Origin of the sequence: Streptomyces sp. NPDC047017 (genome assembly GCF_040644175.1) — a bacterium.
In the GTDB taxonomy this organism is placed as follows: Bacteria; Actinomycetota; Actinomycetes; order Streptomycetales; family Streptomycetaceae; genus Streptomyces.
This window is the reverse complement of sequence record NZ_JBEYVW010000002.1, coordinates 284,216-309,227: the sequence shown is the minus strand read 5'-3', so window position 1 is coordinate 309,227 and position 25,012 is coordinate 284,216. Positions and strand designations below refer to the sequence as shown.

Genomic DNA, 25,012 nt, shown 5'->3' with positions numbered 1-25,012 from the left:
CGAAGGGACGGACCCCGCATGAGCGACCGCACGCCGGCCGGCCAGTTCTTCGACGCGGCCATCGGCCTGCTCCAGCGGGTCCGCGACGAAGAGGCCGGTGCCGTCGCGGCCGCCGGCACCCTGCTCGCCGACACCGTGGCCGCCGGCGGCCGGCTGTTCGCCTTCGGCGCGGGACACTCCTCGCTCGCCGCCCAGGACATCGTCTACCGGGCCGGCGGCCTCGCCCTGATGAACCTGCTCGCCGTCCCCGGCGCCGTGGGCGTCGACGTCACGCCCGCCACCCTCGGCTCCGCCCTGGAACGCGTGGACGGCCTCGCCGCCGCCGTCCTGGACAGCTCGCCGCTGCGGGCCGGCGACGCGCTGGTGATCGTCTCGCTGTCCGGCCGCAACGCCCTGCCCGTCGAGATGGCCCTGAACGCCCGCGCGCTCGGCGTCCGGGTCATCGGCGTCACCTCGGCCGCCTACGCCACCGGGACCACCTCACGGCACTCCTCGGGGACGTTCCTCAAGGACCACTGCGACCTCGTCCTCGACTCCAAGATCGCCGTCGGGGACGCGGAACTCACCCTGGACACCGTCCCGGCGCCCTTCGCGCCCGCCTCCACCGTCGTCACCGCGGCCCTCCTCCAGGCGGTCATGGCCACCGCCGCCGCCGACCTCGCCGCCCGCGGCATCGAACCCCCGCTGCTGCGCTCGGGCAACGTGGACGGCGGCCACGAGTGGAACCGCCGCGTCTTCGACCAGTACGCGGACCGCATCTTCTACCGGCGCTGACCCCGGCACGGAAGGGGCGCACACACGCGCGTACCGGCACGGGAGGGAGCACGCGCGCGGCCACGCGACCCGCGTGAACGACCCCGCACAACGATTCACTCCATCTTGCGGGAACACAGTGTGGGCTGCGTCACGTTCCAGTTGAATGAAGGCCAGTGAGCCAAGGCCAGTGAGCGAACGACGCGCCGTACGTGCGGACGCAGCCTGCAGGGGGTCCAGGTGAGTGCTTCCCGGCGTAGAGGAACCACCGACGAACTCGGTCCGGACGAGCCCGGTCCGCGCCGGGACGGTGCCGCGGGGCAGGACGCCCCCGGCGGTCCCGACGGCTCCGACCTGCTCGCCGCCCTGCTCGACGGCATGGACGCGGCCCTGTGCGCCTTCGACGCGGAGGGCACCGTCACCCACTGGAACCGCGAGGCCGAGCGCATCCTGGGCTGGAGCGCCGCCGAGGCCGTCGGACGGCACGGCTTCGCCGGCTGGGCCGTGCGCAGCGCGGACGCCGAGGAGGTGGAGCAGCGGCTGCTGGCCGCCATGCGGGCCCCCGGCCGCCAGGTCCACGAGTTCGCCCTGCTCACCAAGGACGGCGGCCGCGTCCTGGTGCGCACCCAGTCCGCCGCCGTGCGCGGTCCCGACGGCACCCCCGCCGGCCTGTACTGCGCCTTCAGCGAGGTGCACACCCAGATCGACCTGGAGCGGTCCATCGCGCTCAGCGAGGCCCTGTTCGAGGACGCCTCCTGGGGCGTGGTCCTCGTCGACGCCGACCTGCGCCCCGCCGTGGTCAACGCGCACGCGGCCCACGCCCTCGCCACCGGCCGCACCGCCGCGCTCGGCCGCCCCCTCGGCGAACTCCTCTCCCAGGGCGTGGAGGAACTGGAGAGCGTGCTCACCCACGTCCTGGCCGAGGGCGCGCCGCCCGCGCCCGCCGAGATCTGGGTCGGCGTGCGCACCCCCGAGGGCGAGCGGCGCCGCTGCTGGCGCAGCGGTTTCGTCCGGCTCTCCTCCCCGCTGGCCGAGGAACCCGTCCCGCTCGGTGTCGCCTGGCTCTTCGTGGACGTCACCGAGGCCCGCCAGACCGAGCAGGAAGCCTCCCTGCTGCGTTTCCGCACCAACCAGCTGCATCGCGCGGCCCGCGCCGCCGCCGAGTGCGAGGACCCGCTGGACGCGGCCACCGTCCACCTCGACTTCGCCCTCGCCGGGTACGCCGACCACGCCCTGATCGACCGCGTCGACCACGCGGCGGGCGCCCCGGAGGCAGCCGACGACGCCTGCGCGGGCCCGGCCCGGCTGATCCGGGTCGCCGCCACCCCCACCGCCGGGCCCGGCCCCAGCCGGCTCACCGCCCGCTCCGGACTGCCCGTCCGCTACGGCGAGGGCCACCCGGCCCTCCAGTGCCTCGAACGCAACGGGACGGTCCGCGCCACCGTGGGCAGCGCCCCGCCCGGACAGGCCGGTGACTGGGCCCTGTCCCGCCAGTGGCCGGCCGACACCGTGCACGCGCTGTGCACGGTCCTGCGCAGCCGGGGCCGCACCCTGGGCGCCGTCACCTTCCTGCGCTCCTCGGGCCGTACGCCCTTCGCCCGCGCCGACGCCGCGCACGCCGAGGACGTGGCCGTACGCATCGCGACCGCCCTGGACCTGGCGGACCTGCTGGCGGACGGCCGGGACTGAGGGCGAGGGGGGCGAGGCGGGCCCGAGGGGCCCGAGGGGTCTGAGCGTCGGGGGGGGGCCGAGGGCCGGGGGTCAGGCCTCCGGCCCCCGGTGCCTGCGGGCGTCCACCTCGATCTCGATCTTCATCCGCGGGTCGGCCAGGCCGCAGACCATCATCGTCGCGGCCGGCCGCACCCGGCCGAACACCCGCCGCAGCACCGGCCAGCACGGCTCGAAGTCCGCGCGGTCCGGCAGCAGGTACCGCACCCGCACCACGTCCTCGAAGCCGCACCCGGCCTCCGCGAGGGCCGCCCCGATGTTCCACAGGCACTGCTCGGCCTGCTCCACCACGTCCTCGGAGATCGTCATCGCCGTGTAGTCGAACCCGGTCGTCCCGGAGACGTGCACCCGGTCCCCGTCCACCACGGCCCGCGCGTAGCCGATCTGCTCCTCGAACACCGAGCCGCTGAGAATCACCTGTCGTTTTGTCATGCCCGGAACGTTAGGGCCTGTCTGACCATTCCCGTCGTCGCCCGGAGGGCGGTCGCGCGGCGTCAGGTGCGTGCTCTCGGGGTGCCGGGCGGAGAGCCTCGTACTGGGTGTGTACTCGGCTCTGCGCCCGGTGCGGCGAGAGGGCGTGCATGGCGTCGCGCGGCAGACGGGAGTGGTCAGACAGGCCCTGAGCTGGGCGGCCCGGGAAGGGGGGCCGGAAAAAAGCGGTTGAACGCGGCCGGGCCGGTTCCTAGGGTGTGGAGTACACGAGAAGGGAGGTGGTTCGGCAGATGTATGGAAACCGGACGCGTGAGGTGGCTGCGGGCTAGCGGCCCGTCACCACACCCAGTGCGGTGCCGGACAGCGCGCGAGAGCGCGTGCCACCGGCCCAGCCCCAAGCAGTCACCCGACCCGCGAGCTGCCGGTACGTCCGGCCGGCTTCTCCGCCGCCAGGCGGAGGGACCCAGCTCGCGGGTCGTCTGCGTGCGCGGCCGGCCGCGGTGGCGCGGCCCCGTCCGGGCCCCGCGTCCGGCGCGGCGCACCGGTTGTCAGTGGTATGCGTCAGAATTGAGTTCAGGGCCAGCGAACGCGCCGGGCAGCCGCAGAGCTTCCGGCAGAGGTAATCGAGGGGCACGTATGTCCGGACTGATCGACACCACGGAGATGTATCTCCGCACCATCCTCGAACTGGAGGAGGAAGGCGTCGTCCCCATGCGCGCCCGGATCGCGGAGCGGCTGGACCAGAGCGGGCCGACGGTGAGCCAGACGGTCGCGCGGATGGAGCGCGACGGGCTCGTCTCGGTGGCCACGGACCGTCACCTGGAGCTGACGGACGAGGGCCGCCGGCTGGCCACGCGGGTGATGCGCAAGCACCGGCTCGCGGAGTGCCTGCTGGTCGACGTGATCGGCCTGGAGTGGGAGCAGGTGCACGCCGAGGCGTGCCGCTGGGAGCACGTGATGAGCGAGGCGGTGGAGCGCCGGGTGCTGGAGCTGCTGCGGCACCCGACCGAGTCGCCGTACGGCAATCCGATCCCGGGCCTGGAGGAGCTGGGCGAGAAGGACGGCGCGGACCCGTTCCTGGACGAGGGCATGGTGTCGCTGGCGGACCTCGACCCGGGCTCCGACGGGAAGACGGTCGTGGTGCGCCGGATCGGTGAGCCGATCCAGACCGACGCGCAGCTGATGTACACGCTGCGCCGGGCGGGCGTGCAGCCCGGCTCGGTGGTGAGCGTGACGGAGTCGGCGGGCGGTGTGCTGGTGGGCAGCGGGGGTGAGGCCGCCGAGCTGGAGTCGGAGACCGCCTCGCACGTCTTCGTCGCCAAGCGCTGAGGCGGCGGGGCCGGCCCGGGCCGCCGGCCTGGGCCCCCTCCGTTTTCCGCCCCCGGCCGTCGCCTTTCGGGGCCGCCTTGTTTTCCGCGCGTCGGACCGGCGCGCTCGGGTCTTTCGCGTGCGAGGCTGGCGCGTGAGGCATATGACTCGAAGAGGTGGGGGAGGATGTGCCGCAGACAGGGGGAGGGCCCCGGCGCCGTGTGGCGCCGGGGCCTGTCCTCCCCTGTGCGACCCGGAGCCCCGAGCTCTCAGGGTCGTCCCCCTCGGACCGCTTTTCCCCGAGTGGTCCGCCTCCCGTTGAAGATCTCCCCCCGGCGGCGGCGATCATTCCTCGCGGAGGGTCACTCGAACGAGCGGTGTTCGCCGCGCAAGCAGCATTTTCGAATAGGCATTCGATAGCCTGGGTGTGACGGGTCTCCTGGGCCCTGCGCTACAGGAATGTGCACGACAGCAGCGGAAGCGGAACGCGGAACGCGGTCCGGAGGACCGGCCGGCTCGACCGGGAACGAGCGGTCCGAGCGGAGCTAGGGGGGTGCCAGGACCAATGGTGCGGCGCATCGACGTGACCGGGGCGGGCGGTGTACGGCTCGCCGCCTGGGAGTTCGCCGAGCCCCCGAAGGACCGGCCGTTCGTGCCGGCCCAGGCCAGGACCCACCGGCACCACCCGCAGCGGCCGGAAGGGGCGGAGCGGCTCCAGGAGCCGCCCGATCCGCCCGGCCCGCCGGACACCGACGGGCCCGCGGGCGGCGTGCTCTTACTCCATGGACTCATGGGCCGCGCCGCGCACTGGGCGTCGACCGCCCGCTGGCTCTCCGAGCGGCACCGGGCCGTCGCCCTCGACCAGCGGGGCCACGGCCAGAGCGAGAAGCCGCCGCGGGCCGCGCACACCCGTGAGGCGTACGTCGAGGACGCCGAGGCGGCCGTGGAGCAGCTCGGTCTCGGCCCGGCCGTGGTCATCGGGCACGCCATGGGCGCGCTGACCGCCTGGCAGCTCGCCGCCAAGCGCCCCGATCTGGTGCGCGCCCTCGTCATCTGCGACATGCGGGCCTCCGCGCTCGGCGCCGCCTCCCAGCGCGAGTGGGAGGACTGGTTCAAGACCTGGCCGACCCCCTTCGCCACCCTCGCCGACGTGCGCCGCTGGTTCGGCGCGGACGATCCCTGGGTGGAGCGCCCCCATCCGGCCCGCGGCGCGTTCTACGCCGAGGTCATGCACGAGGTCGCGGACGGCTGGCGTCCGGTGTTCGACCCGGAGCACATGCTCGCCTCCCGCGAGACCTGGGTGTACGACGCGCACTGGGACGAGCTGGCCCAGGTGCGGTGCCCGGCCCTGGTCGTCCGCGGCCTCGACGGCGAACTCGGCCGCGCCGAGGCCCAGGAGATGGTCCGGGTCCTGCCGCGCGGCCAGTACGCGGAGGTCTCCGACGCCGGCCACCTCGTCCACTACGACCAGCCCGAGGCATGGCGCACGGTCATCGAGCCCTTCCTGGACACGGTCCTCACCCCGAACGCGCCCGACACCCCGGAACACCCCTGAGCGGGGCGGAGCCTGGCCGTACAGGGGGGCGGCACGAACGCGCCGTACGGGGGCACGACCGGCCGTACGGGGGCACGGCGACCGTACGGAGGCCGCGCCACCCGCCCGTGGGGAGGCCCGCCACCGGCCGTACGGGGCTGGTCCTGCCCGTGCGGGCCTGTCCCGCCCGTGCGGGGGCGCCCCCACCGGCTCGTATGGTGGCGCCCTCACCGGCTGTACCGAGGTGGCGGTCCCGCCCGGGCGGAGGCGTCGCCACGGGCTCTCCGGGGCCGGCGGTCCTGCCCGTACGGAGGCGGAGCCACCGGCCCCTATGGGGGGGGCACCCCAGCCGTACGGAGGCGGCCTCCGGCCCTACGGAGGCGGCCTCCGGCCCTACGGAGTCGGTGTCCCGCCCGTGCGGCGGCGCCGTCTCACCTGCTGACGGCCGAGAGGATCTCCGGGAGCCGGGCCGCTGTGCGCGGTGCTGCCAGGCGCAGTCCCAGCAGGGCGATCCCGGCCCCGTACACCGCGCCGACGGGCAGCAGCAGCCGGCTCCAGCCGTCGCCGCTCGCGCCGAGGTGCGTCCACAGGGCGAGCGCGATGACGGGGGAGCACAGCAGGGCCGCGCCGATCATGCCGCCGAAGATGGAGATCCAGGCCAGGCCGGCCTGCCCGGGGGCCACGTTCTTGTAGCCCTCCTGCGGGATGGAGTACGGGGTGTTCGCCGACGCCCAGGCCCCGGACGCCAGCATGGCGCCGAGCAGGGCGAAGGACAGGCCGAGCACCTCGGGCAGCCGCGCCCAGTCGCCGCGCAGCGCCGTCGTCAGCACCGTGACGAGGGTGGCGTACGGCAGGGTCACCACCAGCAGGGCCAGGGCCCGGCCGCGCAGTTCGAGGTAGGCGTCGCGCGGGGCGGAGATGGTCAGGGCGACCATCCAGAAGGCGGAGGTGTCCTGGCCGAACTGGTTGTACATCTGCACGCCGAGCATCCCGGCCGCGAAGCAGGCCAGATAGGCGGAGCCGGTGCCCTGCGCCGCGTTGAACACCGGCACGATCAGCCCGATGGCCAGCGAGGTCACCCAGGACGCCTTGGTCTTGGGGTCGCGCCAGACATAGCGCAGGGCGCGTTCCATGACGGCGCCGGTACGGCCGGCGGGCAGCAGCCGGGCCAGGCCGCCGCCGGTGCGGGCGCGGGAGCGTCCGGCGCGGTCGGGGGCCTGGACCGTGGAGGCGTCGGGGGCGGTCATCAGCCGGGTCAGGCTGCGCGCCCACGCGGCCACCAGCGCGGCCAGGGCGGCGGCGGTCAGGGCCAGCTGGGCGACGGCGACCCCGTAGGACCCGGCGCTCGCCGAGTCCACCGCGTCCACCGCCGAGGCGGGCGGCACCCACCGCAGCACGTCCGTGACCGGGTCCAGCCGGCCGAGCCCCGAGGAACCCAGCCGCTGCGCGCCGAAGTTGACCAGCTGCGTCCCGACCGCGATGACCAGCCCGCTGAGCACCGCCAGGTCGCGGCCCCTGCGGCTGGTCAGCAGCCGGACGTTGGCGGCGGCCACGGCCCGGGCGAGCGCCACGCACACCAGCAGCGCGAGGACCACGGCGGCCACGGCGATCACGTACGCCGCCGCCCCGTGCGCCACCGAGATCACGCAGCCCGCCAGCAGCAACACCGTGAACAGCGGGCCGATGCCGACCAGGGAGGCCGTGAGCAGGGCCGAGACCAGCGGTCGCGGGCGCAGCGGCAGCATCACCAGGCGGGTCGGGTCCAGGGTCTCGTCGCCGCTGGGGAAGAACAGCGGCATCACCGCCCAGCCCAGGGCGAGGACGGCGGTGCCCAGGACGGCCACCGAGGCGGCGTGCGGATGGCCGCGCAGCAGCACGAACCCGAGCAGCTGCACCGCGGCGAACAGCAGGGCGACGACGGCCGACGCGACGTAGGCGGCGCGCCGGCCGCCCGACTGCCGCAGCCCGTTGCGCAGCAGCGAGAGTTTCAGCCGGACGACGACGGGCGTGATGCCGCCCGGTGCGGCACCGGCGCTCACCGGGCGCTCCCGCCGAGCCAGTCGAGGTCGGAACCGGCGTCGCGGCCCCGCGCGCCGACGAGTTCGAGGAACGCCTGCTGAAGACTGGGGGCTTCGCCGCGCACCTCGGCGAGGGTGCCGTGGGCGCGGATGCGGCCGGCGGCCATGACGGCGATCCAGTCGCACAGGGACTCGACCAGCTCCATGACGTGCGAGGAGAAGACGACGGTCGCGCCGGAGGCGGTGTACCGCTCCAGGACGCCCCGGATGGTCTGCGCGGACACCGGGTCGACACCCTCGAACGGTTCGTCGAGGAAGAGGACTTCGGGGTTGTGCAGCAGCGCGGCGGCCAGGCCGATCTTCTTGCGCATGCCGGTCGAGTAGTCGACGACCAGCTTGTGCTGGGCGCCGGCCAGGTCGAGCACGTCGAGCAGCTGGCTGGCGCGCCGGGCGACCTCTGCCGCGGGCAGGCCGCGCAACCGCCCGGAGTAGGTGAGCAGTTCGCGCCCGGAGAGCCGCTCGAAGAGACGCAGCCCTTCCGGCAGTACGCCGATCCGCGCCTTGACCGCGACCGGGTCGCGCCACACGTCGTGCCCGGCGATCTCGACGGTGCCCTGGTCGGGCCGCAGCAGCCCGGTCACCATGGAGAGCGTGGTGGTCTTCCCGGCCCCGTTCGGCCCGACCAGGCCGATGAACTTGCCCGCGGGCAGCTCCAGATCGACCCCGGCCACGGCGACCTGCTGCCCGAACCTCTTCCACAGCCCCTGGACCCGTACGGCACTGCTACTCGCCACTGCTGCTCCCTCCGTCAGGTGAAACCCTACGGCGGGGCGGGGGAGGCGGCGGCGGGTCCGGGTGACAGGCCCTAGCGGTCCCGGCCGCAGGCGTACGTCAGGGCCGGGACCAGTTCTTCCGTGTCCGGCAGCCAGCGGTTGGCGGGGGTGGGGCGGCAGGCCCACTGGACGGCGCCGCGCGATCCGCAGCGGGTGGGCGGCGCGGCCACGTACGCCCCCTCGCCCAGCGCGGCCAGGTCGAGCGCGCCCGGCGACCAGCCCAGCCTGCGGACCAGGCCGGGCAGCTTCGCGCCGGCGCCGGGCAGGACGAGGAAGCGCATCCGCCGCTGGGGGGTGAGGATCACCGGGCCGAGGGTCAGCTCCATGCGCTCCAGCCGGGCCAGGGCGAGGAAGCCGGCCGTCTCCGGGACGCACAGGGCGTCGAAGGTGCGCCCGGTGGGCAGCAGGATCGACGCCGTCGGCTGCTGCTGCCACAGGCGGCGCACGGCACCGGCACTGCCGGTGGCCTGGGCCGCCCAGTCCGCGCGCGCCGGGTGCGCGCCGGGTGCGGCGCACCCGGGGTCGCCGCAGGAGCAGCGCTGCGTCCCGTCGACGGCCTCCAGCCAGGTGCCCGGGACCACGTCCCAGTGGCGTTCCTCGGCGTAGCGGACGGCGGTCTCCAGCAGGGAGTCCCCGCGCTGCTGGGGGATGTGAGCGGCGGTGTGTGCGGCGTGCGTACCCGGGATCGTCTCTTCCACGTTCCTCTCAACTCCCGCGCCCACCTGGAGTTACGGGCGGCCGGGCCGCTCCGGCGGGCCGGTGCGCGCGCCGGGAGGAGCACCGGTCCGCCGCCCGGGGCGCACGGATGCATGACTGGGGGCGCGCGGTGGGGTCACCGGGGGGCGCTGGGTAGTGCTGTGTGGAGGGTGTCCGCCGGTACTCCGGCAAACTTCGCATGTCCCGCATTTTCGGTATGGCGACGGGGCATTGATCTTCACGGCCGGATCTCTCCGCAGGACCCGGTGGATCGGTCCGGTACCGGTCCGGCCAGGCACGTCACGTCAACTCCGGTGCGCGGGGCAGGCACCGCAGCCAGACGGCGGGCGCCCCGGGGCGAGCCGCCGAGGAGCAGGGGGTTCACGCCATGGCCGCACGGCCTCTCGTCGCGCGGCAGCCGAACGAACGGCTGCAGGCGCTCATTCAGGAAGCGGGTTGCTCGAACGCCGGACTGGCCCGCCGGGTCAACATGTGCGGCGCCGAGCACGGCCTCGACCTGCGGTACGACAAGACGTCCGTGGCGCGCTGGCTGCGCGGACAGCAGCCGCGCGGGCGGGCCCCGGCGGTCATCGCCGAGGCACTGGGCCGCAAGCTGGGCCGTACGGTCACGATCGACGAGATCGGCATGGCCAACGGCAAGAACCTCGCCTCGGGCGTGGGCCTCCAGTTCTCGCCGACGGTACTGGGGGCCATCGAGCAGGTCTGCGAGCTGTGGCGCAGCGACGTGGGCCGGCGGGACTTCCTGTCCGGTTCCTCCGTGGCGGCCTCGGCGCTGGTGGAGCCCAGCCGGGACTGGCTGATCTCCGCGCCGGACGGGCAGGTGGCGCGCTCGGCCGGCCCGAGGGTGGGGCAGTCCGACGTGGCGGCGGTGCGGGCCATGACCCAGGCGCTGGTCGACCTGGACCACACCTACGGCAGCGGGCATGTGCGCCCGGTGGTCGTGCACTACCTCAACAGCGTGGTCTCCGGGCTGCTGGCCGGGTCGTACCGGGAGGCGGTGGGCCGCGATCTCTTCGGCGCCGTCGCCCGGCTGACGGAGCTGGCCGGGTACATGGCCGTGGACACCGGCCAGCCGGGCCTCGCCCAGCGGTACTACATCCAGGCGCTGCGGCTCGCCCAGGCGGCCGGGGACCGCGGCTACGGCGGCTATGTGCTGGCGGCCTCCATGAGCCACCTCGCCGCCCAGCTCGGGAACCCGCGCGAGATCGCGCAGTTGGCGCGCGCGGCGCAGGAGGGGGCGCGGGGCCGGGTGAGCCCGCGCGCGGAGTCGATGTTCCACGCCGCCGAGGCGCGCGGGCACGCGCTGCTGGGGGACGTACGGGCGGCCCAGCTGGCCTGCGGGCGGGCGGTGGGCGCGCTGGAGGCGGCCGAGCCGGACTCCGGGGACGACCCGGCGTGGATCGCGCACTTCGACGAGGCGTATCTCGCCGACGAGTTGGCGCACTGCCACCGGGACCTGGGCCAGGCGGAGGCGGCGGCGCGCTGCGCGGAACAGGCGCTGGCCGGGCATCCGCCCTCCCGGGCCCGGCGGCGCGCCATCGGCTATGTGCTGCTCGCCACGGCGCAGGTGCAGCAGCGGGAGATCGAGCTGGCCTGCAACACCGGCCTGAAGGCGGTGGAGTTGCTGGAGACGCTGCGGTCCAACCGGGGCGCGGAGTACCTGGAGGACTTCCAGCAGCGCCTGGACCCGTTCCGGGACGAGGCGGTCGTCAGGGAGTTCGGTGCGCGGCTGGAGGTGCAGATGGCCGCCTGAACGCGGCGGTGCGGACCGTATCTGTGAACCGTGTACAGCGCACCGCGCGTGGGTTTCGTCACTGCGGGCACTGGTGAGCAGGGCGACTCCTGTGCTGCGTGGCCCCGGACTCGGGGGACCCGGTAGCGTGACCCGACGATTCCGCAAGTCCCCCATTCGTAGGAGTCCCGGTGACGCAGAGTGGACAGGGCGAGGAGCCCTCGGCGCAGCCCGCGCGCGAAGGCATCGTGCTGCCCTCCGACGGCGGGCAGCCCCTGCTGCCGGGCACGACGGGGCAACCGGGCGGCCCGCAGCCCGCGCAGCCCGCAGGACACCTCCCGGCCCAGGCCCCGCCCGCCGGCCAGGCGTGGGGCCAGCCGTGGGGCCCGGACCAGCAGAACGGGGCCCCGCAGCCGGGCCAGGACCCGCAGGCCGGGCCCTGGGGCTCCCCGGAGCCGTATCCGCAGGCGACCCAGGCGCCCCAGGCGCAGTGGGGCGGCCACGGTCCGGTCACCCACGCGGGCGCCGGACCGCTGCCCCCGGAGGGCGCCCCGGCCCCCGCGTACGGCGGCCAGGGCCCGCACAGCACCTATGGAGGGCATGGCGGGTATGGGGGCCATGGGGGCGCCCAGCCGCCGTACCAGGCCGACGGCCGGAACCCGCAGCCGCACGCGCACGCGTCCCAGGCGGGCCCGTACGGCGGCGGCCCGCAGCTCAGTGGGCCGCGGCACGGTGGCCCGTCGGGCGGCGCGCCGTCGGGCGGTGGTCCGCTGCCGCCCGCGTACGGCGCCCCGCACCCGGCGGCGGACTCCGGCATGCCCGGTGACGAGGGCGCGACCCAGTTCCTGCCGCCGGTGGTGAACGCCCCGGAGGACGAGGGTGCCACGCAGTACATCCCTCCGGTCGGCTCCGGTCCGGCGGACGAGGGCGCCACGCAGTACATCCCCCCGGTCGGCTCCGGTCCGGCGGACGAGGGGGCCACTCAGTACATACCGCCGATCGCCCCGGGCGCGCTGCCGCCGCAGGGCGCCGGTGACCCCTCGACCCGGTTCCTGGGCCGTGTCCCGCAGGGCGACGGCGCCCCGGACGCGCAGCCCACGCAGTACATCCCGCCCGTGGACGCCCGCTCCGGCGGGCCGCAGGCAGGGCCGTACGGCGCGGGGCCCGGCGGCGCGGGAGCGGGCGGCGCGGGCGGGCGGCAGACGCCCGCCGAGTTCGACAACCTGTTCCGCAGCGAGGCGGGCGAAGGAGCCCCGGCGACCCAGCAGCTGCCCGGCCTCCCGCCGCACGGCGCCCGGCCCGGTCCGGGCGTCGCCCAGGGCCGTCCCGGCCCCGGTGGTCCCGGCCGTCCCGGTCCCGGCGGACCGGGCGGACACCGTACTTCCGGCGGCCCGGGCGGTCCGATGGGGCAGGGCGGTCCCGGCGGTCCGGCGTTCGGCGGGCAGTTCGACGGCGGTGACGTCGACGGGGACGGCGGCGGGCGGAAGCGCTCGCGGCTGCCGGTGATCGCGGCCGTCGGCGTCGGCATCGTCGCCCTCGGCGTCGGCGCGGGCGCCCTGCTCAGCGGCGGCGGCGGCGACAGCGACAGCGACAGCAAGGACAAGAACGCCCCCGTCTCCGCCACCAGCGATGCCACCGGCGGACCCGCCTCGCAGCCCGCCGCCGACGACCCGGCCCGGCAGCAGGCGGTGGCGCTGGACAAGCTGCTCGCCGACAGCGGCAGCAGCCGCGCCTCGGTGATCAAGGCGGTGGCCGACGTCAAGACGTGCGACAACCTCCCCCAGGCCGCCTCCGACCTGCGCGACGCCGCCGGGCAGCGCGGCGATCTGGTGACCCGGCTGGGACAGCTGTCCGTGGACAAGCTGCCCGACCACGCCGCCCTGACCGCGGCCCTCACCAGCGCGTGGAAGGCGTCCCAGTCGGCCGACCAGCACTACGCGGCCTGGGCCGACCAGGCGCACGCCAAGAACGGCTGCAAGAAGGGCCACCCGCGCACCACCGGCGAGGCCCAGGCCGGCAACCGCCAGAGCGGGGAGGCCACCATCCAGAAGGGCAAGGCCGCGCCGCTGTGGAACGCGATCGCGACCAAGTACGGCCTCACCCAGCGCCAGCCGACCCAGCTCTGAGCCAGAGTCCTTGAGCCAGGGGCCCTGGAGCCAGTGTCCTTGAGGCAGGGCCCTTGAGCCGGGGTCCTTCGTCCGGACCAGGCCGGGAACGGGCCGGACGCGCCGCGCGGCCGGCCCGGGACTCAGTCCACGACCGCGTTCTGCAGGGTCTTCGTGACGTCCACGACGCCCCGGGCGGTCGGCACCAGCCGCCCCTGGCGCACCGTCTGGAGGGTCACGTCGGCGTTGGCCAGCCTGGCGAAGCCGGTGGAGGCGAACGGGCCGGACAGCGGCCACCGCAGCGGCGGCGTCAGACCGCCGGTGCCGAAGGACGCCCCGCTGTCGAGGGTGTGCCGCACGGTGTCGGCGCTCACCGCCCCGCCGCCGATCTTCTCCAGCACGGCCCGCAGCACGGAGTAGGCGAGCCACGTGGTCTGCACCCCGGGGTCCTCCGGGTCCACGCGGTTGTCGCCGAACGCCTCCTCGTTGATCACCTTCTTCATCGGGTTCCAGCGCGGATCGTCCGCCACCGGGTACCAGCCGGCCACCGACGCCCCTTCGTACGGCCCCGCCTGCGCGCCGCTGGCGTCGATGACCGTCTGGTCGACGCTGCCGACCACGGCGGCGGTGCGCACCGCCGGGTAGCGGTCCCGGGCACGGCGGAAGGAGTCCATGAAGATGCCGGTGCGCTCCCCGAGGTCCGGCACGACGCATCCCGTACGGCCCGTCCCGGCGGTGGCCCGCCGCAGCGCCTGGTCCGCCTGGCCGGAGTACTCGGTGGCGTCGTCGGCGGCCATCTGGTCGCGGGCGGCCCCGTGCCCGCCGGCCTTCAGCCCGGCGTCGAGCAGGCCGGGCAGTTCGTCACCGGCGATGCTGTCGGGCCGTACCAGGGTGACCGGGCCGCAGTCGGCGGCGAGCACCCGGCCGAGCCCGACCAGCAGGGCGGGCTGGCCGCCGTTGACCGGATAGGACAGCGCGCGGGTGAACTCGGCGGTGGTGACGCCGTAGCCGCCGATGTACGGGATGCCCGCGCTCTCCAACGGCGGGAAGAAGGAGTCGCTGTACTGGCTGTAGGAGCCGACGACGGCGACCACGCCCTCCTTGACGGCGAGCCGGGCGCACTTCGCCGCCTCCACGCTGTCATTGCTGTCGTTGCAGGTCAGGACCTTCAGCTTGTGGCCGGCGATGCCGCCCTCGGCGTTGACCCGGCGGGCGTAGGCGCGCGCCATGGCCGGCATGCCGGGCTTGTTGGTCGCCGGGGTGTTCTCCGGTGCCCAGGTCATCACCGTGACGGTGCCGCCCCCGGAGCCCCCCGTGGCACCGGGGACCGCACCGCACCCGGCGGCGAGGGACGCGCACGCCGCCAGGGCCGCCGCGGCCGACAGGGCCCTGCGCCGTCCGGCGGGCATCGGGAGGGCGGAGGGGGATGCGGTGCGCCTGTGTCGCCTTCCGGTCATGCTCCCGCACGATTCCGGCACATCGCCAACCCCGGAGTGACTCATGGTCGACAATGGGCGACGGCGCGGTGAATTACGGGGGGCGGCGATGACGCCGGTAAGGAGAACGTACGATCGATGACCGTGCAAGGTTCGGAGAACTCTTCCCGTCGCGGCCGCCGCTCCTCCACCATGGGCGGCATGCCTCTCAACGACATGCCGTGGTGGCGCTGGCGCAGCAATGTGCGCTCCGCGCTGCACATGCTCTCCGACCCGGTGTTCCAGCGGGACGTCTGGCTGGCGGGCGCCGAGGGGTACGGCGACGTCACGGACGCCGTCTACCGCCTGGTCGAGGACACCTGGCTGGACAACTGGTCGGCGGAGAAGTACGTCGGCACGATCTTCCGGGACTCCCAGGAGGCGGCGCTCGTCGACACGGCCGTGCTGCGGGTGCTGCGCATCATGCACCAGGTCGGCCCGGACGCGCCGGTGGCCGCCTATCTCGACCACCACGGCTGGCCGGAGGCGGTGCGGGCGGCCCGGGACGCCCATGTGCGGATGGCCGCGAGCGACGGCGAGGACCCCGACACCGTGCCGCGCAGCCTGGAGACACTGCGCACCCTGACCCGCTCCGCGTAGCGGGGGGCAGGGGCGCGGACCCAGTGTCCGGGCCGGGCGGCCGGTCCGTCCTGCGGGACGGCGGCCCGCGGCGGGCGGCCCGTGTGGGACCCTGTCCTGCATGAACGAGCAGTCCCCCCGAGCCGCCGCGGACCAGCCGGCCGACCAGTACGTCCTGACCCTCTCCTGCCCGGACAAGCGGGGCATCGTGCACGCGGTGTCCAGCTACCTGTTCATGACCGGCTGCAACATCGTGGACAGTCAGCAGTTCGGTGACCAGGACACGGGACTGTTCTTCATGCGCGTCCACTTCTCCGCCGAGGCGCCGGTGACCGTGGACAAGCTGCGCGCCAGCTTCGCGGCGGTCGGTGACTCCTTCGGGATGGACTGGCAGATCCACCGGGCCGGCGAGAAGATGCGCGTCGTGCTGATGGTGAGCAGGTTCGGGCACTGCCTGAACGACCTGCTCTTCCGGGCCCGGATCGGGGCGCTGCCCGTCGAGATCGCCGCGGTGGTGTCGAACCACACCGACTTCGCCGAGCTGGTGGGGTCGTACGACATCCCCTTCCACCACATCCCGGTGACCCGGGACACCAAGGCCGAGAGCGAGGCGCGCCTCCTCGAACTCGTCCGCGAGGAGGACGTCGAACTGGTCGTCCTCGCCCGCTACATGCAGGTCATCTCGGACGACCTGTGCAAGCAGCTCAGCGGCCGGATCATCAACATCCACCACTCCTTCCTGCCGAGCTTCAAGGGCGCCAAGCCGTACCACCAGGCGCACGCCCGGGGCGTGAAGCTGATCGGCGCGACGGCGCACTACGTCACCGCCGACCTCGACGAGGGCCCGATCATCGAGCAGGAGGTCGAGCGGGTCGGCCACGACGTCACCCCGGACCAGCTCGTCGCCATCGGCCGGGACGTGGAGTGCCAGGCGCTGGCCCGCGCGGTGAAGTGGCACGCCGAGCACCGCATCCTGCTCAACGGCCGCCGCACGGTGGTGTTCGCGTAGCAGCGGCGCACCGTGCGCCGGCGCGCCGGGGCTCGGGTGGGCTCACATCCGGCTCAGTGACGCCGCCGCGTACAGCACCTCGGTGATCGCCTCCGGATCGCCGAGCCGGCCGGCCGCCGCCTCGCGCGGGGCGATGTGACCGGCCGCGAGCCGGCAGAACTCCACGCCGTCCAGCGCCACATGGGCCACCTCGTGCTCCGCGGAGCCCGCCGCGCCCGGTGCGTCGAGCGGGATCAGCCACTCGCCGCCGCCCAGCCCCTCGATCTCCAGCCGCAGGCTGCGGCCGGGTTCGCCCGCGGTCACCAGCTGCCGGGTGCGGGCGGGCGCGGCGAGCCCGGCCCGGCGCCGCGCGGCCAGCGCGCCCGGCAGCATCCGGGCCGCCAGGGAGATCAGCTGGTGCAGATGGCGCGGGGCGGGCGGATCGTAGGGATAGTCCACGGCCTCGGCGATGTCCTCCGCGTGCACCCAGCACTCGAAGGCCCGGTCGAGCAGGGCGTCCCGCAGCGGCAGTTCGAAGCCGCCGTACGGCACCGCCGGCCCGCCGTCCCCCGCGGCCTGGCCCGCGCCCGTGCCCGTGCCCGCTCCCTCGCCCGCGTCGGCGGCTGACGCCGTGCGCACCAAGGCGTGCGCCTGCTCCCGCCAGGGCGCCCGCACCGAGCGGATGGGCGGCACGCGCGGGACCCGCCAGTACGCCTCGGTGCGGTCCGCGGGCGTCACCGTGCGGGGCGGCACCTCACCGAGCGGGTCCGGCAGCCCGAGCGCGACCGCCACCAGCCCGTCGACGCTGGTCAGATGCGTGATGACCCCCGCGACGGTGGTACGGCGGCTGGTCGCCCGCCCGCCGTCGAACCAGCGCAGCCGCACCGGCGCGTGCCACTCGGTGTCCCCCATGTCCTGGAGCAGCGCGTCCAGGCGCGCGGTCTCGGCGTCGTAGGGCGCCGCCCAGCCGGGCACCGGGACACGCGGCGGGCGGCGCTCCAGGCAGCTCTCCAGGACGCGGCCGCGCAGGGCCGGATCGAGGTCGAGGCTGTCGGGCCGGTGCAGCAGGCCGACCGCCTCCCGCAGCAGCCGCGCCTCCCGCGCGCAGTCGCCGCACCCGCCCAGGTGCTCCTCGACGGCCGCCGCCTCCGCGGCCGGGCAGGCGGCCAGCGCCCACGCCCCGAGCAGCGACTTCAGGACGTGATGCGGCGGGGCGGCGCGGTCCGTCGCCGGTCGCCCCGCCGTGGCCGGCGGCCCGCCGTCCGCGCCGCTCATGCCGGCGTCCCCGGGCCGGGCGGTGCGCCGGAGCCGCCGGTGTTGCGGGCGGTGGACAGCAGCCGCAGGCCGAGGCGGAGCCGGCGGCGCGCCTCGTCCTCGGTGATGCCGAGTTCGGCGGCGGTACGGCGGTAGTCGCGGCGCTGGAAGTAGGCCAGCTCCAGGGCGGCGCGCAGCGGGACGGGCAGGGAGTGGACGAGGGAGTCGGCGCGGGCGGCGACGGAGGCGCGGCGCACCCTGTCCTCCAGTTCCCCGGGCACGTCCGCGCCGCTCTCCGGGAGGCCGGCGGCCGCGGTGGCGCGCAGGCGCCGTACGGCGAGGCGGCGGGTCAGGCCGGTCAGCCAGGGGCGCAGCGGGCCGAGATCGGGGTCGTAGGCGCCGGGGTGCTGCCAGACGTGGGCGAAGACCTCGCGGGTGAGGGCGTCGGCGGCCCGGTCCGCGCCGAGGACCCGGTGGGCCAGGCCGTGCACGAGCGGGCCGAACCGGTCGTACAGCTCACCGAGGGCGGCCGCCTCTCCCTGGACGAGCCGCCGGTGCATCCAGTGGTCCCAGCGGGGTGGTGCGTCCGTCCGCGTCATGCGACCCCCTCCACGCCCGGCCGTGCCGTGCAGCCGTTCCGGTCCGTTGCTGGTCCAGCGTGTCTGCCTGGTCTCCTCGAATGTAGTTGGCACGTCCGACGGCGTACGCCCCTTTGTGGCAATGTGCGCCCCCTTCTGCTGGTGCGCTTACCCCTTTGTTTTTGGATCACGTCGTGGATTGAGAACGATCGCGTGTGATCACTTGAGATCGAACAGATTTGCATATGACTGAAATAAGTCCCCCGAGAAACAGCCCCGGTTTGTGGTGCGGTGTTTGGGGGAACGGCCGCTGGGCAGCCGCGCGGAAAGAAGCGTAGGAACTGCTTCCGTTTCCGGGCGGTTCCGGGGAAGATCCGGCGAGCGGAGGACGGACCGTGGTGTTGAAGGTGACCGGCGGCCAACGGGGCGAGTGGAGTGTGCTCAGGGTCGCGGGCGAACTGGACCTCGTGACCTCGCCGGCGCTGCGCCAGCGCATCCACGAGGTGGTGGCCGAGGGCCGCCACGACCTCGTGCTGGACCTCTCCGACGTCTTCTTCTGCGACTCCAGCGGTGTCGGCGTGCTCATCGCCGGCCGCCGGCTGATCCGCTCCTGCCAGGGCCGGTTGCGGCTGATCCTGCCGGCCGGCGGCGCCGAGGAGGGCTCCCACGTCAACCGGGTGCTCGGCGCGCTCGGCGTACGCCGTCTCTTCGACGTCTATCCGGACCTCGCCGCGGCACTGGACGACGAACCCCTGTCCGCCTGAGCCTCCGCCGTACCGCTACGGCTACCGCCGCCGTACCGCAATCGCACCCGCGTTCGGAATTCCCCCGTCCTTGGCACAACCGTCACTTTCCCGTCGCCGGGCGGCCTTCCGCGTCGTACGCTCCCTGCCAGACGCAACCCCCGACGTGAGGCGGCCCGAGAAGACATGGTGAGCAGCGAGTACGAGCGCAGGATCGCGGCCCGGTTCGCCACCTTCGACCAGGACGGCAACGGCCATATCGACCGCGGAGACTTCAGCGTGGCGGCCAGGGCGCTGCTCACCGAGTTCCACCGCCCCGCCCGCTGTGACCAGGGCCAGGCCCTGTACGCCGGGGCGGAGGCGTTCTGGCAGGGCATGGCCGGGATCGCCGACCGCGACGGCGACCAGCGCATCACCCGCGAGGAGTTCGTGACCGGCGCGGTCAAGCGGCTGCGCGACAACCCCGAACGGTTCGCGGAGATCGCCCGCCCCTTCCTGCACGCCGCCCTGGCCGTCGCGGACACCGACGGCGACGGCGCCGTGACCGTCGCGGAGACCGCGCGCGTGCTCCGGGTGCTGGGCGTGCCCGCGGACACCGCGAGCACCATCGCCGCCGCACTCGACGCGGACGGCGACGGCAAGGTGGGCGAGCAGGACGTGGTGCCCGCCTTCGCCCGCTACTTCACCGTGCCCGAGTAGCGCGGTCCCGCCCGCACGGCGTACGCAACACGCCCGGGCGCGCGAGCAGTTCGGGCGGGCGGCGGAGCCGCCGGGGACCGACGTGAGGGCCCCTGTGCGCGGTGCGGCGCGCGCCGGTGCGGGCGGGGGCGCACGGGCGGGGCGGCCGGCGCCCGCCGAGGTGTCCGGCCGGCGCTTCACCGCCTCCGGCGGACGGTACGGCGACCACGGCCACGCACCCGGCCACGCGCGCCCCACCTGGGAGTCCGTCCCGCGCGACGGCGGATTTCCGCGCCGGGCCGGAGCGGCGGAAGGGGAGCGGCTGTCCGCGCGGGAGGCGGCCGGCGGGTGATCGCCCATCAGGACGGACGGGGGCGACCCCGGTCCGGTGATCACACACCGTGGCGCCGCCCGGTTACGGAGAGTCGCCGCCGATGGTGGCCCGGACGATGTCCGTCACGTCCCGGAGTCGCCGCCCCGCTCCGGTACCTTGGGTGGGATGCGAGTGGTTGCGAGGGCCGGCCGTCCCGGTGTCGCCTCAGAGGCGGCCCCGGATTCGGCGGTGCGCGCCGCTGCTCGCAAGGTCGGACGGCCTTCGCCGCCCGCCAGTTCGACTCCCCGCGACGAGCGTCGCACAGTATGCCGCACAGGTACTCCTTCGTGCGGGAATATGCCCGAAGCGCTTGTTGCGGTGACGGTACGTCAACCATGCTGTCTGGCAAGGGAGTCACAATCCGTGACCCTTGCTCTGGCCGTTGTTCTGGCCATGCAGAAAATGGCGGTGCTCGGGACCCTCGCGCGGCGCGGGGCCATGGGGCCGCCGGTTCGGATGGTGTGAGCGGTGCAGGTGCTTCAAGTGCAGCTGGAGATCCGGCCCGACCCCGCTGAGGTGGGGCGGGCCCGCGAGTGGGCGCGTTCGCGGCTGGCGGGGTCGGGGATAGCGGCCGACGAGCCGCTCGCCGAGACCCTGGTCCTGCTCGTCTCGGAACTCGCCACCAACGCGGTGGTGCACACCGGCTGTCCGGCCGTGCTGAGACTCTTCCTGCCCGGCGCGCCGGCCGAGGCGGCCACCGTGCGCCTGGAGGTGGCGGACATCAGCACCCGGGCCCCCGTGCCGCGCTGCGCGGGCGACGAGGCCACGGGCGGCCGCGGCCTCGCCCTCGTGGACGGCCTCGCGGACCGCTGGGGCTGGACCGCGGAGGGCGCGGGCAAGCGCATCTGGTGCGAACTGGACCGCTGTGCACCGCCCGTGGCGGCGGCCGCCCCGGCGGCCTGCCGCGGCCACGCCCCGGCGGGCGAGGAACCGGGCCGCGCGGTACCGGCGTACCAGAGCGCGGCGTACCAGGGCACGGCATACCAGGACGCGGCGTACGAGGGCACGGTGTACGAGAACGCGGCGTACGGGAGTGCGGCGTACGACGGTACGGCCTACAAGGGTGCGGCGTGCGAGGGCGCGGCGTACCACGGGCTGACGTACGAGGCGGTGTAGGCGGCGCGGCCGGAGCGGTCCTCGCCGCTCCGGGGGAGCCCGTGCGCCGGGGGTGCTTCTGTGCGCGCCCGTTGCGATCCCGGCATAACGGGTAATTCGCCGAGGGCCTGTTGACGTGTCGTGTCCGTTTGATCACGCTTGTGGCAGCGATTCGCTGTGAGGGGACGGCGAGGGTCCGGGTGGCGGAATCCTCGGCGAGTGTGAGTCGTGCGGTCGGCGCCGGCCGGTCCCGTCAGGGGGCGAGGGGGGTGGGGCCGGTGCGCCGGAGCCGGACGGCGGCGTGCGGTGCCGTGCTCGGGGCGGGCATGGGCACGCCGCCGTCCGGGAAGCCGTCCACAGGCTGTGGAAAGGGCGGCGGGCGACTGGAGGGGGCTGCCGGGGTCAGCGCCCGGCCGTCGCCGAGGCCACGGCCGCCCGTGCCGTCCGCTGGACCAGCGAGACACCCTCGTCCATCGAGGAGTTGCCGTCCGACAGGACCGCCACGAGATAGCGGTGACCGTCCACGGTGATCCGCCCGACGCTGTTGACGTCCCAGAGCCCGGACGCGTCGCGCCGCAGCCAGCCGTTCTTCAGCGCGGCCACCGTCTCCGTGCCGGCCGCCGACACACCCCACGCCTGCTCGGGCGCGACGCTGTTCATCAGGGTCCGGATGTAGCTCCGGGAGGCGGCGTCCAGGGGAGTGGCTCCGTCCGTGCCGAACACCGCGCTCAGCAGCCGTATCTGATCGCTCGCCGTGGTCCGGGTCAGCCCCCATCGGGCGCCGGGGCCGCCCTGCGTCGCGGTCAGTCCGAGGCGCTCGTTCGCCGCGGCCAGCCCCGGGGCCTCGCCGATCTCCCGCCACAGCGCGTTCGCCGACGCGTTGTCGCTGTGCCGGATCATGGGCTCCGCCCAGGCGCGCTCCTGGGCGGTGAGCGGGCGGCCCGCGTCCTGCGCCCGCAGCAGCACCGTGGCGAGGATGTCCACCTTGATGATGCTGGCGGTGTCGTAGGGGACGTCGTCGCCGTAGACCGTGGGCCGCGCCGCGCCGCCGTCCAGCGGGAGCACGGCCGCGGTGACCCGGGAGGCGCCCGCGGCATGCGCCGGCGCGGCGGCACCGAGGGTGCCCGCGGACAGCAGCAGCGCGGCGGAGGCGAGAAGGGCGCCGGTCCTGGGACGCGGCAGCGGGCGCGAGCGATTCGGCATGGGGCCCTGTTCCTGTGTACGGGGGAGGGGGGTACGAGTGAGGGGGTGTGGGTGAGGGGGCACGGGTGAGGGACGAGTTGGAGTACGAACATAGGCAGAACAGCCGTCCGGTTCGGTGACCCTCGTCACCGAAAGCTCCGTTATCGCCCTTTTGTGAGAAGAGCCATAGAACAGGCGGCCCGCCGCCGGGCCGCCGGGCCGCCGGGCCACCGGGCCACCAGGCCGCCGGGCCACCAGGCCGCCGGGCCGCCGGGCCGCCGGACCGGTCAGGCAGTGGTGGTGCCGCTCCTGATGCGGAACGTGCGCCGGTAGGCGGTCGGCGTCACCCCGAGCGCCGCCTGCAGATGCTGCCGCATGGACTGCGCCGTGCCGAACCCCGCCTCCTGCGCCACCTGGTCCACGGACAGGTCCGTGGACTCCAGCAGATGCCGGGCCCGCTCCACGCGCTGCTGGGTGAGCCACTGCCCCGGGCTGACGCCGACCTCCTCGCGGAAGCGCCGGGTGAACGTCCGTACCGACATCGCCTCCTGCTCGGCCATGTCGCGCAGCTGGATCGGCTCGCCGAGACGGCCCAGCGCCCAGGCGCGGGCGGCGGTCGTGGTGGCCAGCTGCGGGTCCGGCAGCGGGCGGTCGATGTACTGCGCCTGGCCGCCGTCGCGGTGCGGCGGCACCACCGTGCGGCGGGCCACGTCGTTGGCGACCGCGGTGCCGTGGTCGCGGCGCACCATGTGCAGGCACAGGTCGATCCCGGCGGCCACCCCCGCCGAGGTCAGTACGTCGCCGTCGTCGATGAACAGCACGTCCGCGTCGACCTCGATGCGCGGGAACAGCCGCTGGAAGCGGTCGGCGTCGGCCCAGTGCGTGGTGGCCGGGCGCCCGTCCAGGTACCCGGCGGCGGCCAGCACGTACACGCCCGTGCAGATGGAGGCGAGCCGGGTGCCGGGCCGGATCAGCGCGAGGGCGGCGGCCAGCTCGTCGGTCAGCCGCCCCTCCTCGAAGACCGGGCCCAGCTCGTACGAGGCCGGGACGACCACCGTGTCGGCGGTGGCCAGCGCCTCGGGACCGTGGGCGACCTCGATCGAGAAGTCGGCGTCCGTGTTCACCGGCCCCGGCGGCCGCACCGAGCAGGTCACGACCTCGTACAGGAGCCGTCCCCCGGCGTCCCGGGGGCGCCCGAAGATCCGGTGCGGGATGCCCAGCTCGAAGGGGAGCAGGCCGTCCAGGGCGAGCACGACGACGCGGTGCGCGCGGAATTCCGTGGCCGTATCCATGGCCCGATCCTAACGAACGCTGTCCTTCGGGCCACTCGATGGCGGGCGTCCCGTGCCGGAACCTCTATGACGTGACCCAGACAACGGAACCCCCGATCGACCGTCCCGGCGTCGGCGAACGGCCGCCCGCGCGCCCCGTGCGCGTGCACCGGGCCTGGTTCGTCGCCGCCGTCACCTTCGTCACGATCATCGGCGCGGCGGCCTTCCGCTCGCTGCCCGGCCTGCTGATCGACCCGCTGCACGACGAGTTCGGCTGGTCGCGCGGCACGATCGGCGCCGCCGTCTCGCTCAACCTCGCCCTGTACGGACTGACCGCGCCGTTCGCGGCCGCGCTGATGGACCGTTTCGGCATCCGCCGGGTGGTCGCCTGCGCGCTGGCCGTGATCGCCGCCGGCTCGGGCCTGACCGTGTGGATGACCGCCGCCTGGCAGCTGTGGCTGTGCTGGGGCCTGCTGGTCGGGCTCGGCACCGGGGCGATGGCGCTGGCCTTCGCCGCGACCGTCACCGAGCGCTGGTTCACCGTGCGGCGCGGCCTGGTCAGCGGCATCCTCACCGCCGCGTCCGCCTCCGGCCAGCTGATCTTCCTGCCCGTGCTGTCCTGGACGGTCCAGTCGCACGGCTGGCGCCCGGCGGCCGTCACGGTGGCCCTGGCCGCCCTCGCGGTCATCCCGTTCGTCTGGGTGCTGCTGCGCGACCACCCCGCGGACATCGGCGTACGGCCCCTGGGCGCACGGGAGTTCGTGCCCAAGCCGGAACCGGCACGGGGGGCCGCCCGCCGGACCCTGACCGTGCTGTTCTCGGCGGTCCGCACCGCCCCCTTCTGGCTGCTGGCCGGCACCTTCGCGATCTGCGGCGCCTCCACCAACGGCCTGATCCAGACCCACTTCGTGCCCGCCGAGCACGACCACGGCATGCCCGTCACGGCGGCGGCCTCGCTGCTCGCGGTCATCGGCGTGTTCGACGTGGCCGGGACCATCGCCTCCGGCTGGTTCACCGACCGCTTCGAACCGCGCCGGCTGCTCGCCGTCTACTACGCCCTGCGCGGTGTCTCCCTGCTGTTCCTGCCCATGCTGCTCGCGCCGAGCGTGCACCCGCCGATGCTGCTGTTCATCGTCTTCTACGGCCTCGACTGGGTCGCCACCGTGCCGCCCACCCTCGCCCTGTGCCGCGAGCAGTACGGCGAGGACAGCGCGATCGTCTTCGGCTGGGTGCTCGCCTCCCACCAGGTCGGCGCCGCCCTCGTCGCCTACCTCGGCGGGGTCGCGCGGGACGTCTTCGGCTCCTACGACGTGGTCTGGTACGCCTCGGGGGCGCTGTGCGCGGCGGCGGCGCTGATGGCACTGGTCATCCGGCGCCGCGGCGGCGAACGTACGGGCGCCCTCGCGGCGTACGCGGGCTGACGGCGACGACGGCGACGACGGCGAGGACGGCGAGGACGGCGAGGACGGCGAGGACGGCGAGGACGGCGAGGACGGCGAGGACGGCGAGGACGGCGAGGACGGCGACGGCCGCGACGACGGCGCGGATGGCCGGGCGGCCTGGCGGTCGGCCGCCCGGCCGCCCGGCCGTCCGTGTTTCCGGCGGGTCTGGCAGGTCGGGCGGCTGTCTGCCCGGG

The 25,012-nt window shown here is 74.8% G+C and carries 21 protein-coding genes; 12 read left to right on the top strand and 9 right to left on the bottom strand.

Features of this window, described 5'->3' with window-relative positions; all coding sequences use genetic code 11:
• The first annotated feature begins 18 nt into the window (after positions 1 to 18).
• Positions 19 to 774 carry an SIS domain-containing protein gene (locus ABZ858_RS04680; protein WP_361372580.1) on the top strand — a complete coding sequence of 252 codons (756 nt, stop codon included), beginning with the start codon at positions 19 to 21 and terminating at the stop codon, positions 772 to 774.
• A 219-nt stretch (positions 775 to 993) separates the two neighbouring features.
• The gene (locus ABZ858_RS04675) at positions 994 to 2,442 is read left to right on the top strand and encodes a PAS domain-containing protein (protein ID WP_361372578.1); all 1,449 of its coding nucleotides are present in this window, start codon (positions 994 to 996) and stop codon (positions 2,440 to 2,442) included.
• Between the two features lie 72 nt (positions 2,443 to 2,514).
• Here ABZ858_RS04675 and ABZ858_RS04670 read toward each other — a convergent pair whose 3' ends face one another.
• Positions 2,515 to 2,913 carry a RidA family protein gene (locus ABZ858_RS04670; protein ID WP_361372576.1) on the bottom strand — a complete coding sequence of 133 codons (399 nt, stop codon included), beginning with the start codon at positions 2,911 to 2,913 and terminating at the stop codon, positions 2,515 to 2,517.
• A gap of 636 nt (positions 2,914 to 3,549) precedes the next feature.
• On the opposite strand from ABZ858_RS04670, the gene ABZ858_RS04665 reads away from it, so the two are divergent.
• Positions 3,550 to 4,242 (top strand): metal-dependent transcriptional regulator, encoded by a 693-nt coding sequence (locus ABZ858_RS04665; protein WP_361372574.1) that lies wholly within the window; start codon positions 3,550 to 3,552, stop codon positions 4,240 to 4,242.
• Between the two features lie 544 nt (positions 4,243 to 4,786).
• Positions 4,787 to 5,776 (top strand): alpha/beta hydrolase, encoded by a 990-nt coding sequence (locus ABZ858_RS04660; RefSeq protein WP_361372962.1) that lies wholly within the window; start codon positions 4,787 to 4,789, stop codon positions 5,774 to 5,776.
• Between the two features lie 410 nt (positions 5,777 to 6,186).
• On the opposite strand, the gene ABZ858_RS04655 is transcribed toward ABZ858_RS04660, so the two are convergent.
• From ABZ858_RS04655 to ABZ858_RS04645, 3 genes are read right to left on the bottom strand one after another with little or no spacing between them, the layout of a single operon-like run.
• On the bottom strand, positions 6,187 to 7,794 hold the full coding sequence (locus ABZ858_RS04655; protein ID WP_361372572.1) for a transporter: 1,608 nt from the start codon (positions 7,792 to 7,794) through the stop codon (positions 6,187 to 6,189).
• The gene (locus ABZ858_RS04650; RefSeq protein ID WP_361372960.1) at positions 7,791 to 8,585 is read right to left on the bottom strand and encodes an ABC transporter ATP-binding protein; all 795 of its coding nucleotides are present in this window, start codon (positions 8,583 to 8,585) and stop codon (positions 7,791 to 7,793) included. Before ABZ858_RS04650 ends, ABZ858_RS04655 begins: the two co-directional genes overlap by 4 nt.
• Before the next feature lie 53 nt (positions 8,586 to 8,638).
• On the bottom strand, positions 8,639 to 9,304 hold the full coding sequence (locus tag ABZ858_RS04645; protein WP_361372570.1) for a bifunctional DNA primase/polymerase: 666 nt from the start codon (positions 9,302 to 9,304) through the stop codon (positions 8,639 to 8,641).
• Positions 9,305 to 9,690: 386 nt separating this feature from the next.
• On the opposite strand from ABZ858_RS04645, the gene ABZ858_RS04640 reads away from it, so the two are divergent.
• On the top strand, positions 9,691 to 11,076 hold the full coding sequence (locus ABZ858_RS04640) for a transcriptional regulator (RefSeq protein WP_361372568.1): 1,386 nt from the start codon (positions 9,691 to 9,693) through the stop codon (positions 11,074 to 11,076).
• Between the two features lie 170 nt (positions 11,077 to 11,246).
• Positions 11,247 to 13,181 carry a hypothetical protein gene (locus ABZ858_RS04635; protein WP_361372566.1) on the top strand — a complete coding sequence of 645 codons (1,935 nt, stop codon included), beginning with the start codon at positions 11,247 to 11,249 and terminating at the stop codon, positions 13,179 to 13,181.
• Positions 13,182 to 13,303: 122 nt separating this feature from the next.
• Here the strand turns inward: ABZ858_RS04635 and ABZ858_RS04630 are convergent, their stop codons facing one another.
• Complete coding sequence (locus tag ABZ858_RS04630) at positions 13,304 to 14,617, bottom strand: ABC transporter substrate-binding protein (RefSeq protein WP_361372564.1); 1,314 nt, start codon at positions 14,615 to 14,617, stop codon at positions 13,304 to 13,306.
• A gap of 117 nt (positions 14,618 to 14,734) precedes the next feature.
• Between ABZ858_RS04630 and ABZ858_RS04625 the strand changes: the two genes are divergently transcribed.
• On the top strand, positions 14,735 to 15,235 hold the full coding sequence (locus tag ABZ858_RS04625) for a hypothetical protein (RefSeq protein ID WP_361372562.1): 501 nt from the start codon (positions 14,735 to 14,737) through the stop codon (positions 15,233 to 15,235).
• 100 nt (positions 15,236 to 15,335) lie between these two features.
• Entirely contained in the window at positions 15,336 to 16,223 is an 888-nt protein-coding gene (gene purU, locus ABZ858_RS04620) for a formyltetrahydrofolate deformylase (protein ID WP_361372560.1), read from the top strand.
• Between the two features lie 42 nt (positions 16,224 to 16,265).
• Here the strand turns inward: purU and ABZ858_RS04615 are convergent, their stop codons facing one another.
• Together ABZ858_RS04615 and ABZ858_RS04610 are read right to left on the bottom strand one after the other, a co-directional pair.
• Positions 16,266 to 17,477, bottom strand: coding sequence for a zf-HC2 domain-containing protein (locus ABZ858_RS04615; protein ID WP_361372558.1), 1,212 nt, complete (start codon positions 17,475 to 17,477; stop codon positions 16,266 to 16,268).
• The gene (locus ABZ858_RS04610) at positions 17,474 to 18,055 is read right to left on the bottom strand and encodes a sigma-70 family RNA polymerase sigma factor (protein WP_361372556.1); all 582 of its coding nucleotides are present in this window, start codon (positions 18,053 to 18,055) and stop codon (positions 17,474 to 17,476) included. The genes ABZ858_RS04615 and ABZ858_RS04610 overlap by 4 nt, the downstream gene beginning before the upstream one ends.
• 374 nt (positions 18,056 to 18,429) lie before the next feature.
• On the opposite strand from ABZ858_RS04610, the gene ABZ858_RS04605 reads away from it, so the two are divergent.
• The 3 genes from ABZ858_RS04605 (at position 18,430) to ABZ858_RS04595 (ending at position 20,944) form a co-directional block, all read left to right on the top strand.
• Positions 18,430 to 18,798, top strand: a complete 369-nt coding sequence (locus ABZ858_RS04605; RefSeq protein WP_361372554.1) for an STAS domain-containing protein — start codon at positions 18,430 to 18,432, stop codon at positions 18,796 to 18,798.
• A 165-nt stretch (positions 18,799 to 18,963) separates the two neighbouring features.
• Positions 18,964 to 19,476 (top strand): EF-hand domain-containing protein, encoded by a 513-nt coding sequence (locus ABZ858_RS04600; RefSeq protein WP_361372552.1) that lies wholly within the window; start codon positions 18,964 to 18,966, stop codon positions 19,474 to 19,476.
• Between the two features lie 835 nt (positions 19,477 to 20,311).
• Positions 20,312 to 20,944: an ATP-binding protein gene (locus ABZ858_RS04595; RefSeq protein ID WP_361372958.1), complete on the top strand. Its 633-nt coding sequence runs from the start codon at positions 20,312 to 20,314 to the stop codon at positions 20,942 to 20,944.
• A gap of 381 nt (positions 20,945 to 21,325) precedes the next feature.
• Here the strand turns inward: ABZ858_RS04595 and ABZ858_RS04590 are convergent, their stop codons facing one another.
• Entirely contained in the window at positions 21,326 to 22,126 is an 801-nt protein-coding gene (locus tag ABZ858_RS04590) for a serine hydrolase (protein WP_361372550.1), read from the bottom strand.
• A 266-nt stretch (positions 22,127 to 22,392) separates the two neighbouring features.
• Positions 22,393 to 23,397, bottom strand: coding sequence for a helix-turn-helix domain-containing protein (locus ABZ858_RS04585; RefSeq protein ID WP_361372548.1), 1,005 nt, complete (start codon positions 23,395 to 23,397; stop codon positions 22,393 to 22,395).
• A 95-nt stretch (positions 23,398 to 23,492) separates the two neighbouring features.
• On the opposite strand from ABZ858_RS04585, the gene ABZ858_RS04580 reads away from it, so the two are divergent.
• Complete coding sequence (locus ABZ858_RS04580) at positions 23,493 to 24,797, top strand: MFS transporter (RefSeq protein WP_361372956.1); 1,305 nt, start codon at positions 23,493 to 23,495, stop codon at positions 24,795 to 24,797.
• The last annotated feature ends 215 nt before the right edge of the window (positions 24,798 to 25,012 follow it).

Coding starts and splice junctions, on each gene's coding strand:
- ABZ858_RS04665 (WP_361372574.1), top strand. CDS start 3,550: ATGTCCGGACTGATCGACACCACGGAGATGTATCTCCGCACCATCCTC.
- ABZ858_RS04640 (WP_361372568.1), top strand. CDS start 9,691: ATGGCCGCACGGCCTCTCGTCGCGCGGCAGCCGAACGAACGGCTGCAG.
- ABZ858_RS04660 (WP_361372962.1), top strand. CDS start 4,787: ATGGTGCGGCGCATCGACGTGACCGGGGCGGGCGGTGTACGGCTCGCC.
- ABZ858_RS04585 (WP_361372548.1), bottom strand. CDS start 23,397: ATGGATACGGCCACGGAATTCCGCGCGCACCGCGTCGTCGTGCTCGCC.
- ABZ858_RS04590 (WP_361372550.1), bottom strand. CDS start 22,126: ATGCCGAATCGCTCGCGCCCGCTGCCGCGTCCCAGGACCGGCGCCCTT.
- purU (WP_361372560.1), top strand. CDS start 15,336: ATGAACGAGCAGTCCCCCCGAGCCGCCGCGGACCAGCCGGCCGACCAG.
- ABZ858_RS04615 (WP_361372558.1), bottom strand. CDS start 17,477: ATGAGCGGCGCGGACGGCGGGCCGCCGGCCACGGCGGGGCGACCGGCG.
- ABZ858_RS04670 (WP_361372576.1), bottom strand. CDS start 2,913: ATGACAAAACGACAGGTGATTCTCAGCGGCTCGGTGTTCGAGGAGCAG.
- ABZ858_RS04600 (WP_361372552.1), top strand. CDS start 18,964: ATGGTGAGCAGCGAGTACGAGCGCAGGATCGCGGCCCGGTTCGCCACC.
- ABZ858_RS04610 (WP_361372556.1), bottom strand. CDS start 18,055: ATGACGCGGACGGACGCACCACCCCGCTGGGACCACTGGATGCACCGG.
- ABZ858_RS04680 (WP_361372580.1), top strand. CDS start 19: ATGAGCGACCGCACGCCGGCCGGCCAGTTCTTCGACGCGGCCATCGGC.
- ABZ858_RS04630 (WP_361372564.1), bottom strand. CDS start 14,617: ATGACCGGAAGGCGACACAGGCGCACCGCATCCCCCTCCGCCCTCCCG.
- ABZ858_RS04625 (WP_361372562.1), top strand. CDS start 14,735: ATGACCGTGCAAGGTTCGGAGAACTCTTCCCGTCGCGGCCGCCGCTCC.